This is a genomic window from Microbulbifer aggregans (genome assembly GCF_020524005.1).
Classification (GTDB): Bacteria; Pseudomonadota; Gammaproteobacteria; order Pseudomonadales; family Cellvibrionaceae; genus Microbulbifer; species Microbulbifer aggregans_A.
Genome location: NZ_JAIVKK010000010.1, coordinates 106733 through 118206, shown reverse-complemented (window position 1 = coordinate 118206; position 11474 = coordinate 106733). Strand labels below are relative to the sequence as shown.

Here is an 11474-nt window from a genome sequence, read left to right as displayed (position 1 = left end):
GCTTCAACAGATATCGATGGACCGGCCTATCGCTCGCGCAACGCCTCGCTGGCCCGATTGAATGGCTTGACCAGGTAATCAAAGATTGTCTTTGAACCGGTTTTCACATCAACCGTAGCCACCATGCCCGGCACGATCGGAAATTCCTTGCCTGCACGGTTAATCAGTGCGTCGTTATCGGTCAGAATCAGTACATGGTAGTAGTATTCGTTCGGTTGGATTTCGTCCTGAATGGTATCCGGCGATATGGTGGTCACCTTGCCATCCAGTCCCCCGTAAATGGAGTAGTCATAAGCGGTAATCTTGACCTTGGCATCCTGCCCCGGATGAATAAACGCGATATCCCGCGGAGAAATCTTCGCCTCGATCAGCAGGCGGTCATCCAAAGGCACTATTTCCATCAGGCGACCATTGGGTGGGATGACGCCACCGATGGTGGTGACTTCGATGTCTTTTACAATCCCGCGCACAGGCGACTTCAACGTCAGGCGCGTCAGTGAATCAGCACGCCCCTCGATGACCGACGTCAATGCCTCGACTTCAGCGCTGGTTGTCGCCAGCTCTTCACGGGCACGCACCATGTATTCAGAGCGCATTTCCATGAGTTTTAGTTCGAGGTCGGATTTCTGCCGGCTCAAACGCAGTACTTCAACATTACTCGCCGCACCGGAATCAACCAGTGAACGAGTGATCGACAATTCACTTTGCACCAGCCGGAGTGACTCCTGCACACTCTCCATGGACTCCTTCAGGCTCCCCTGGCGGGTCTGGTAGAGCTTGCGCTCCTTGGCGAGCAGATCCTCGTACTCCTGTAACTCTCTCGGAAACGACAGGTCAGAACCATTCACTTCCGCACTGAGTCGAGCGGCCCTGGCCAATACCGCTCGGTAGCGCGCCTCGCTCTCCTCGACATTGGAACGTACTTTGGTCGGGTCAAGCTGTGCGAGCACCTGTCCCAGTTCGACAATATCGCCCTCAGAAACTTGTAGCTGTGCCAGGATGCCGCCCTCCAGTGACTGGATAACCTGCGCCCGGGAAGTGGGGATGACCTTGCCACTGCCCTTGGACACTTCATCCACTTTGGCGAAATATGACCAGGTTACAAAACACACCAACAACAGGAAGAAAATCCAGACCACCCGGGTAGATTGCGACAGCTGGGTATCATCCGAGTCTTCACTGTAGTGAAAACCCGCATTGTGGAAATCCGCTTCGAGCAACGCTACGTTGGCGAGTCTGGCGCTTCGGCTTCGCCGGCGGCTGATCGCCGATTCCTCTGCAGGAATGCGCTCCAGGTCAAGGGTTGGTTCTTTGCGAGCCGGGTTTGTAGCCGGCAATTTGTTCCCACTCATTCCACAACCCTCTCACGTGCCTGCCCTTCTCGCCTCGCCGCCTGCGCCAACTGGGCGAGCGCATCCGCCTTGGGCGCATCCAGAATCAGCTGGCCGTTTTCCACCACCACAATGCGATCCACCAATTGCAGGGTACTGCTACGGTGAGTGGCCAGGATAAGGGTACGATTGGTCGCCCATCGTTTGAGCTTGGCAATAAACCGTTTTTCGGTGAGATCATCCAGGGATGCGGTAGGTTCATCCAGCAGTACAACATTGGGGTTCCGAATAAACAGCCGCGCCAGCAAAAGCGACTGCCGCTGACCGCCCGAAAGCCCCAGTCCACCTTCCAGAATCCGGTGGTCCAATCCCCGGGACAACTTGCGAACAAACTCCAGGGCACCGGACATATCGAGCGCAGCGTAGATTTCACGATCCGTCGCATCCGGCGCACCCAGGGTTATGTTTTCTCTCAGGGTACCGTGGAACAGGCTGGCATTCTGGGTCAGGAGCCCAACATCCCTGCGTACATCCGCGGGATCGATGTGTTCCATTTGTACGCCCTCCAGGGCGACTTCCCCACCACTGGATTCCAGCACGCCGGAGAGCCCCTGTAACAGGGTGGATTTGCCAGCCCCATTACGTCCCAATATGGCAATTTTTTCACCGGCGCGAATTTGCAGGCCCGGCACCACCAGGGCCGGTACCACCGCCTCCTGACCGTAGCGAAATATGGCCTGTTTCAGCACGTAATTTCCGCTGATGTCAGGCAGGTGCACCCGGCTACTGCCCTCCGGGTGATCTACCGGCAACTGCATGATCTGGTCCAGCCCCTTGAGCGCATACCTGGCCTGCTGCCAGCGGCTCAGAACCTGGGTGATCTGTGACATCGGCGCCATCATACGCGAGCCGAGAATGGAAGCTGCCACCAGTGCGCCAGTGGTCATATCGCCAGACATCACCATTGGCGCTCCAAATAAAACAATGACCGCGAACACGGACGACTGAACGTTGTGCGTCCAGCTGACCAACCGACCAATCAGGCTGCGCAAACGCAGATTCGCTTCGGCGGTTACTGCGTTGTAATGGTTCCATTGCTGCTGGAAGCGCTGCTCGGCTTGCAATGCTTTGATGTCTTCCATTCCCTGCACGGTCTCCACCAGCATCGCATTGCGCAATGAAGACTCGCGAATCGACTCCCCAGCGAGCTGGCCCAGTTTGCCTTGCGCCAGCAGTCCCGGAATGATCAATAACAGTAGCGCACCGAGCGGCACCAGAGCCAGTGGTCCCGCGATGTACCACATGAAAAACAGAAACAGGAAGAAGAACGGAAGATCCGCCATGGCGAGGACAGTAGTTGATGTCACCATCTCCCGCACGCGCTCCAGCTCACGAATCTGTGAAATAAAGGCGCCAGTGGATTTTGGTTTGGCAGTGTTGCGCAACCGCACTGCGTGGCCAAAGACCAGGTCGGATACGCGAATGTCCGCGCGCTTGCCCAGCAAGTCGGTAATACGGATACGCGAAACCCGCATCACGAAATCGAACAGCACCGCAATCATTACGCCACTGAACAATACATACAGGGTTGGTATCGATTCCGCTGGGATTACCCGGTCATAAACCTGCTTGGAAAACAGTATGCCCGCAAGGGCCAATACATTGGCAACCGTGGTGGCAATCATTACATGAGCGTAGGGTTTCAGGTCCCGCAGGATAATCGAGCGGAACCAGTGCTGTTGTGGCGGCTTGATATAATCATCCACCCGCACATCATCTACATTATTGGCTGGACGCAGAATCACTACGGTGACAACCTGTTGTTCCAGTGCACTGACTCTTACCGAGGTAGTGACGCCCTCATCACCACTGAATGCGATCGCCAACTTTCCCTTGCCATCCATGGACTCGATCACGCCAACCTGACCGCCCTTCAATTGCACAACCAGCGGCATTCGCCAGGGGCTTAACATCGCAGCATTAAACTTCGAAAATTTCGCCACCAGCCCGGCTTGCCGTGCCATACTGCGCACAACATTTTCAGCCGTTTGCTCCTGCCGCCAGCGCGACGCGGTACGGATATTCTCCGCCGAATATTCCAGCCGGTAGTATTTGGCGACCCTCAATACAGGTCCGAGCCAGGGTTCAAAATCCATTTTCTTAGCAGCTGAGTCATCCATACTCCTACCTACACCTTGCCCTCGGCAATCGCCATTGGAGGGTCACTGAAAGTAAAAATCCAGTACCTGAAATTTGATAGAAAATTTTCCGTAAATCTCACAGAAAATTACGGTAGCACTTCCACCCCTTGTATGGCCTTACCCTCCAAATCGAAGGCCCGGCGAATCCCCCCAACGGTATACATACAATCAACCTGCAAGCGATACAGATCATACTGCGTGTTATTTTTTTCAACCCGGGCCTGATGAACTTCCTCCTCGGAATTCAACAAGTCCACCAATGTGCGGGTCCCCAGCGATGAGTACTGCTTTCGGTACAGATTCCGGGTTTCGGAAATCGCATCCAGCCGTGTATCGAGAATGGACAGACTCTGCCTCAACCCCGTGCTTTGACTCTGGGCAATACGCAGTTCCCGCTCAACGGATAACCGGGCCTTGTCCTTGGCAGCCTCCGCTGAATACATCGCGGAATTCGCTGCCTCTTTATTCGCAGAGATTCTTCCGCCCTGGTAAATGGGCATGGACAGATTTAAAAACACTGCGCCTTCGTGCTCATTGAGGGCACGGGTGTCGACATAAGTCTGATCCAGGTAGCGGTTGACACTGCCATCCAGTGACAAAGTGGGCCAGGCGCTGGCGCGAGCCTGTTTCAACTGTGCGACCGCTGCCGCACGCTCGGCCTCTGCCAATAACACGGACGGCGCAAACCTCACTTGCTCAGGCGCCACAGAGCAGCCGTGAACGATCGGCCCCGGTACAGACATGGCAACAGAAACCGGATATTGCGACCCGATAAGGTTCTGAAGCACACTCTGCCATCGATACAGTTGCGCCAACGTTTGCTGTTTATTGGCGCGGGCAGATTCCATACGCGCCTGCGCCTGTAAAAAATCCGAACGCGAGCTCGCACCCCGGTCACTGCGAAGTTTGACCAGCCGGGAAATCGCCGACACACCGTCGATCTGCTGGTCTGCGGATTTCAACAGCGCCTGGTAACGCTGTACTTCAATAGCCGCCTGAGCGGTTTCTTTGGCAATCGAGTCAATACTCTGTAGCACTCGCGCTTGCGATGCCCTCGCCTCCGCCGTTGCGGTATCCACACCGCTGGAAATTTTTCCGAAGTCGTAAAGAACCTGGGAGACATACAACTGCACCGCATGTCCCTCTCCGTCGCCGTCGTCCTCGGTGTCGTAACCGCCAACGACGCCGACACTCAATTGCGGAAAGTATCCCGCACGCGCGGCGCGAATATTCTGTTGCTGTTGCTGTAAAACGCCAACGGATTCGCCAATGGCCGGATGCCAGGCAACTGCGCGCTGAACAGCAGCGGACATTTCAATTTGACGTTTTTCACCAGAGGCACTTACCGTCACCGGCTGTGCACTGAAAAGCGGATTGGCAGTGACTTCGCCCTCGAGTTCAGTTGGGCTGATCGTTTCCAATGTGTCGCTGCCAGCCTGCACCATGAGCGGCGAGATCAAGACGCTGACAACAAGCAGGACCAGCAGGGATTCACTTGCAGCGCTACGCGCAGCCATCCCCAGCTTCTGATTCGCGTAAAATTGGCGCACGGTATTTCACTTTATTGAGACCCGCCTGGCGAATCCGCAGCATGGACTCGGAAACGGTCGATTATTTAAATTTCCGCAAGAAGTCTAGCAGGCAACTGAGAAAATACTTTTCCGTTACCTGCGATCCCGAACAAGAACATTCAGTCCGAAAATCAGGCACATAAATATTTGATTTGTCGCGAAGGGTTTACGGCGCAATAAAAAAGCACCGAATCTTTCAGTTCGGTGCTTCTCGCGCCCTAACACATTGGGGCCATTAACAATCAGTAGCCAGGGATTAACACCCGACGTCACTAAACATCATGAGTGCCACTTTGCGACCAGAGGTCTCGTGTAGGATCCTCCATATCCTGCGGCAGCACTTCCATTCCTGCGACGGGGTCCTGAAGATCGCCAAACTGCTCATCCAGGGCTTGCGACAATCCCAGGCCGGAGAGAGGATCATCGCTGAAGTAGTCATCCAGTAGCTCTTCCAGGGACACCATGGTGGTTTCGCCACCTTCCAGGTTCGCTCCTGGGACACCGAAATCGGAAGGCCCATCGCAACCACAGTGGTCATCAGGTCCCAGCAGATCTGCAAGTTCGATGGTTTCTTCCAGCATGTCGTACAGTGCCGCTTCAACTTGCGCCTCAAGGATTTCCTCGAAGGCCGGCAAGGCTTCGAAATGCGTCGCTGCAGACGACACTGCGGGATCGCTGAATTCCAGGCCATCACTCTCCAGGCCGGCTATCCCCGTCGACATCCCCTCAGAACCGGAGCCCCCGAGGTTCAGACCTGCCATCGCGTATCCCCCGTGATCGTAGTCGTCACCAGGTTTGCCCGGATCACAGTCAGATTTCGGACCGGGGTCGCAGGAGATATCGATATCTACGTCGACATAGATGTTGACCTCACAACTCTTGTCACAGGGATCGGATGATTTGACCTTGTCGATATCCACATCAATGTCGATATCAAAGCCGTGATAGCTGAAGTCATAGCTGTAGTCACTATCCCGGTCGTCGTCATGGCCGGGCTTGCCATGGCCGGGCTTGTCATGGCCAGGTTTGTCATGTCCGTCCTTCTTGCAGTCCAGATCGATATCCACATCCACGTAGATATTGATATCGCATGTCGAATCACAGTCGGCGTCAGAGTCACAGTCGGAATCCGAGTCTGAGTCCGAGTCTGAGTCCGAGTCCGAGTCCGAGTCCGAGTCCGAGTCCGAGTCCGAATCAGAGTCCGAGTCCGAGTCCGAGTCCGAGTCCGAATCAGAGTCCGAGTCCGAGTCCGAGTCCGAATCAGAGTCCGAGTCCGAATCCGAGTCCGAGTCCGAATCCGAATCCGAGTCCGAGTCCGAGTCCGAATCAGAGTCAGAGTCCGAGTCAGAGTCAGAGTCAGAGTCAGAGTCAGAGTCCGAGTCCGAGTCCGAGTCCGAGTCCGAATCAGAGTCCGAGTCCGAGTCCGAATCCGAGTCCGAATCCGAGTCCGAATCGGAGTCCGAGTCCGAGTCCGAGTCCGAGTCCGAATCAGAGTCCGAGTCCGAGTCCGAATCGGAGTCCGAATCGGAGTCCGAGTCCGAGTCCGAATCCGAGTCCGAATCCGAGTCCGAATCGGAGTCAGAGTCCGAGTCTGAATCCGAGTCCGAATCGGAGTCCGAGTCCGAGTCCGAGTCCGAGTCCGAGTCCGAGTCCGAGTCCGAGTCAGAGTCCGAGTCAGAGTCAGAGTCAGAGTCAGAGTCTGAATCCGAGTCCGAGTCCGAGTCCGAATCCGAGTCCGAATCCGAGTCCGAATCCGAGTCCGAATCCGAGTCCGAATCTGAATCCGCATCGGCGTCGGCGTCGGCGTCGGCGTCGGCGTCGGAATCAGCGTCGGAATCACTGTCGGAGGGTCTATCGGGAGGAATACCTACCGTCGGACGTGTCGGCACCACCGGCGTGGTTGGCTCGGGCTCCTCGGGCTCCTCGGGCTCAACCGGTACCGGCCCGCGGGTAGGTGTCACAGGTTCTGGCTCAGGCGGTGTCGGCTGGATCCCGCTGGGATTGTGATCGTCATCATCGGCCGCGTCTGCAATTGCGATGATCCCAAGTGCGGCAAGCCCAGCCCATACCCACGGACAAACGCTGGGGCCCGCCGGTACTGCTGCAGCCAGGTCTTCGCTGCTATTGACCGGCGCGGTAATCACGGAAAAGCCATCGCCACCAAAATGTGCAAGCTGTACATCACCGGTTTCCGGATCCTGGAAAAACAGGTCACTTTGATTTTCGTCAGCATCCGCAAGGAAGAAGTCTTCAATAGTGATTATTTCACCGGATGCCAACCGCACGATGAGGTCCTCACCTGATCGCGTTATCGACGCCACATCCTCTTCCGCCAAAGAAAGTTTTACGAGCCCCGGCGCATCCAGCTTCACCAATGAGGAATCGAATGCCGTGATGGCCCCGCTGGACTTATCTACTACTTGGGTTTGCATCCTGCGTACCTACTGCCTGCTACTTCCAAACCGAAAACGCCCCGAATAGATATTCAATTAAGAGGCGCGAAACACCACCTTTAACGGGATTAAAACTGAACGATTCGAACACTTTTTAACCTGTCATTATTCGGTATGGCCGACTTATTCTTTTTTTTCAAGCAGCAGCCGCTTTTTCAAACAAATGGCGAGGTTACAGAAAAAGTTGCGCCGAGGATGCCCGCAACGAAGTTGAGTTTTACGCAAACTTTCTAAAGGCGTATCTCGCGGGGTAGCGATAGGAGAGAAGAACAAAAGAACTTAGCAATGGTTGATAGCCCGCTGTATGCAAACGACAGAGTCATAGTCATAGAAGGGATGCAGGAATCAGGGCCCTCCTGACGAAGGGCCCTGATACGGGAAGTAAAAGTCACGCCGCAGCTTCGTGACTCTGTTCTGGTCGTGGCCACTCCGGTCTCGGCAAGCCACGGCTGTAGCGATACATAAGCAGTGCAACACCACAAAGCGCGAACATCACCCAGTACAGCGCAGGACCACTCCAGTACTGAATGAATAAGCCCCCGACAAATGGCGCACTGGACCAGCCCAGCGAATAGAACGAAGCTGCACCAAAATAGCTGCCACGCAAATGATCCGGCGCCATGCGATCAACCTGAACGCTCATCGTAGGAAACAGGATCGCTTCCGCAACACTCACCACAAAAGTTGCGCCCAGCCAGCCCGCGAACCAGTGCAGCGGGTTGCACGCAAACCAGACCTGGCCGGCGGCCAGAATTGCGATCCCGAGTGTAATCCGCTGGTCAACCGTCATATTCTTCATCGCTGACAACAGCGGAAACTGCAGGATCACGATGGTGGAAGCATTGACCAGAATCATACTGGAGATCAGTGTCACCAAACCTGGTGCATCCGCCCGGGTCAGATATTGCACCAGGCTCGAGTCCATATGCGCGTAAATAAACAAGGTCATAATATTCGCGAGAATAATGACCAGGAATACCTGATCAGACTTCAATACCCGCAATGTATCGCGCAGGCGGCTGGCTGCATTCTTTTTCAGGTGCGCCGCTTTACCACTGGATGTAAAGCGAAAACCCCAGATAAATCCCAGGAATAAAAGAACGTAACTGAGCGCGGTGAGTCCAAATGTGGACTGTTGTGCACTGAGCCCGGCCCAAACGCCGAGAATAGGTCCCAGCGCAGCACCAACATTCACCAGGAAATAACGAAACTGTAATGCAAGCTCGCGACTGCTGACATTGGGAATCAAATCGCCAAATAACGCACCCGCGGGCGACTCCCAGATCGCGCGACCAACCGAACAGAGTACTATCGCCGCGATAAAACACGGCAATGATTCTGCGTAGGCCATCAGGAGGTAGGCACAGCTGTTAATCCCGGTGCCAAGCAACAGCATATTACGCCGCCCAAAGCGATCCGATAGCGCCCCCGCATAAAAGCCCAACAGGGCAGCCCCCACGGCGGAAATACTGAGAAGCATGCCGATTTCCGCGGCGCCCAGAGCAAATTTTTCATAGAGTAAAATGGACAGAAACGGCCACACCATAAAATAGGTTCCGCGACCGAGAAAACTGCCAACCAGAATTATCCATATTAAGGGCGGTAAGCCATAAAGCCTCTGCCACCACTGCCTGTCCATCGCATAGCACTCCATTTTCAGTTCTACAGGTAAAAAAAAACCCGGAAGGCAAACCTTCCGGGTTTTTTCCTGGAAGGTTTTCTACACCTTCCAGCACAAATGTGTTTCGGGTGTCAGGTTATCAGCTTCACACGTACCACCGGGCGAATTGCTGCATGAAGCTTGGACAGGGATTTAGCGCCACGCCAGATAGCGGAAATCAGTGCACAAGCACCCGCAGTAATGTTGGTAATGGAGCTCGCAGATTTTTTCTGCAACCACAGGGTCATACGCGGCAGACAGCAGAATGCGCTGCGCCACGATAGACAATGGTTACGATTGGAAATCTGCTTCATGAGATGGTTCTACCCGAAATCAGGATTCTAAAATTCGATATTTACTAATTGCCCTGCCCGCATTACTCAAAACCACTGGTAATACGTCACTGTAAACGATCACTCAGACACCAACCGGATAATGATCGTGGCCATAGACAAAAGGGATACGGCATTTTTAACCACCCGCACAATTATTTGCAACCACCAAAAGAAATAAATTTCAAATTTATTGCAAAAGACCCGTTAAGCATCGGAATTATGACAACAACTATACTAAACAAAACTATTTGTATGCCTCGCCTGGCACTGAAGGACAATTGGAACTGAAGAAAAATGGATACAACGGGCAATAGTGGTAAACAACAGAAACGCAATACGGATCCGCTGGTAGAGGCGCTGCAAGGGCCGATTATTGGCCGCACTGACAAAATCGCCGGCGTGCACCAATTCCTGGGCATACCTTATGCTTTGCCCCCGGTTGGCGAACGTCGCTGGTTACCACCACAACCCATCCCGGCCTGGACCAGGCCGTTTCACGCCCAGCGCTATGGGATGCCCGCAGCTCAAAACCCCTCGCCTCTTTTTCAGGTTCAGGGCCCCAATGGCGAGATGCCCGAGAGCGAAGACTGCCTGTTCCTGAATATCTTCACGCCGATAAATCCGGTACAGGAACGTCTACCAGTCATGCTGTGGATACACGGCGGAGCCTTCTATCTGGGTTCTGGCAGCCAGTCACTCTATTGTGGCAGTCGCCTCGCCGGTAGCGGCCGAGCCATTGTCGTCACAATTAATTATCGCCTGGGCGCCCTTGGTTTCCTGCGCCTGTGTGATATTTCGGATATTCCAGCAAGCGGGAACGAGGGACTTCAGGACCAGATTGCGGCACTGACCTGGGTGCACAACAATATCGCCGCCTTTGGCGGAGACCCGGAAAACATCACACTGTTCGGGGAGTCCGCCGGGGCTATGAGCATCGCCGCGCTGTTTTCCACAGATATCCGGCCAACTACCGCCCCCAATCGTCGTCTGTTTCACAAGGCCATCGTCCAAAGTGGCAACCCGGGTGTCCTGCATACGCCCGGGCGGGCCTCAGAAATGGCGGAGTCATTCCTCAATCACCTGAAAAATAGCTGCGCTGGCAGCGCGCTCGTGGCCGCCACAACAAAGGACCTGTTGAGGGCACAGGAAGCGCTCCTGTCGGATCCCGGTATGGAGAAGCAGTGGGGACACCTGCCCTTCAAACCCGTACTCGACGGGCAGCTACTCAGGCGCGCGCCAATACACGCACTGCGAGAAGGTGCCGCCGCAGATGTGGCCATGATGGTGGGGAGCAATCTCGACGAGTGGAACCTGTTCAGCGCGGCGCGGCCGGAAAGCTATACCCTGGATGACAGGCAGATCCGTGCGCACTTGCAGCACCTGATTCCCGATAACCTGTTGAAAGCACTATTGGACCACTACCGTTTACGCGCAGAATCTCAGCTGGATAACCCCTGGCCGGTATGGAGCCGCGCATGGAACCTCCTGCTGACAGACATGGTATTCACGCTGCCGGGAGTGCGCCTGCTCGAAGCCCACCAAGGCAAACGCTACCACTATCACTTTGCCCAGCCACTGGCCGCCCAGCCTCTCCTGGGCGCCTGTCACGCAGCCGAACTGGGTTATGTCTTTGGCACCCACGGCGATGAATCACTTCACCATCTGTACGGCGGGGAAAGCGAACCCCAGCACTTGAGCGAGACCATGCGCAATGCCTGGCTCAATTTCGCCGCTCACGGCGACCCCGGTGACGGCTGGCCCACATTTGACACAGGCAATAGCCGGCGGTTTGGCAGCCATCCGGATGGACGTCATGTGGATATTCAGGAGGTAACCTCTCTGTGGCGTGATCTGGATGACGATATGTTGCAGGGTTATCTGTGACTGCCTGCTCCGGCAGGTTTTTATTCGCACCCATTCCTT

8 protein-coding genes and 1 pseudogene are annotated in these 11474 nt (G+C 55.0%); 2 read left to right on the top strand and 7 right to left on the bottom strand.

Going from position 1 to position 11474, the window contains the following annotated elements:
- Nucleotides 1-26 precede the first annotated feature (26 nt).
- The 4 genes from LC093_RS16915 to LC093_RS16900 form a co-directional block, all read right to left on the bottom strand.
- Nucleotides 27-1352 carry an HlyD family type I secretion periplasmic adaptor subunit gene (locus tag LC093_RS16915; protein WP_226667650.1) on the bottom strand — a complete coding sequence of 442 codons (1326 nt, stop codon included), beginning with the start codon at nucleotides 1350-1352 and terminating at the stop codon, nucleotides 27-29.
- Nucleotides 1349-3511: a type I secretion system permease/ATPase gene (locus LC093_RS16910; protein ID WP_226667649.1), complete on the bottom strand. Its 2163-nt coding sequence runs from the start codon at nucleotides 3509-3511 to the stop codon at nucleotides 1349-1351. The genes LC093_RS16915 and LC093_RS16910 overlap by 4 nt, the downstream gene beginning before the upstream one ends.
- 107 nt (nucleotides 3512-3618) lie before the next feature.
- The gene (locus tag LC093_RS16905) at nucleotides 3619-5082 is read right to left on the bottom strand and encodes a TolC family outer membrane protein (RefSeq protein WP_226667648.1); all 1464 of its coding nucleotides are present in this window, start codon (nucleotides 5080-5082) and stop codon (nucleotides 3619-3621) included.
- A 293-nt stretch (nucleotides 5083-5375) separates the two neighbouring features.
- Nucleotides 5376-6176: a hypothetical protein gene (locus LC093_RS16900; RefSeq protein WP_226667747.1), complete on the bottom strand. Its 801-nt coding sequence runs from the start codon at nucleotides 6174-6176 to the stop codon at nucleotides 5376-5378.
- 7 nt (nucleotides 6177-6183) lie between these two features.
- Between LC093_RS16900 and LC093_RS16895 the strand changes: the two genes are divergently transcribed.
- Entirely contained in the window at nucleotides 6184-7110 is a 927-nt protein-coding gene (locus tag LC093_RS16895; protein WP_226667745.1) for a hypothetical protein, read from the top strand.
- A gap of 122 nt (nucleotides 7111-7232) precedes the next feature.
- Here the strand turns inward: LC093_RS16895 and LC093_RS20580 are convergent.
- The 3 genes and pseudogenes from LC093_RS20580 to LC093_RS16875 all read right to left on the bottom strand — a co-directional run.
- Nucleotides 7233-7535, bottom strand: a pseudogene (locus LC093_RS20580) (BapA/Bap/LapF family prefix-like domain-containing protein); the annotation flags it as partial.
- Between the two features lie 409 nt (nucleotides 7536-7944).
- Nucleotides 7945-9195: an MDR family MFS transporter gene (locus LC093_RS16880; protein WP_226667647.1), complete on the bottom strand. Its 1251-nt coding sequence runs from the start codon at nucleotides 9193-9195 to the stop codon at nucleotides 7945-7947.
- 113 nt (nucleotides 9196-9308) lie between these two features.
- A complete protein-coding gene (locus LC093_RS16875; protein ID WP_226667645.1) occupies nucleotides 9309-9530 on the bottom strand; it encodes a hypothetical protein in 222 nt (73 codons plus the stop codon).
- Between the two features lie 315 nt (nucleotides 9531-9845).
- Between LC093_RS16875 and LC093_RS16870 the strand changes: the two genes are divergently transcribed.
- Nucleotides 9846-11435, top strand: coding sequence for a carboxylesterase/lipase family protein (locus LC093_RS16870; RefSeq protein WP_226667644.1), 1590 nt, complete (start codon nucleotides 9846-9848; stop codon nucleotides 11433-11435).
- The last annotated feature ends 39 nt before the right edge of the window (nucleotides 11436-11474 follow it).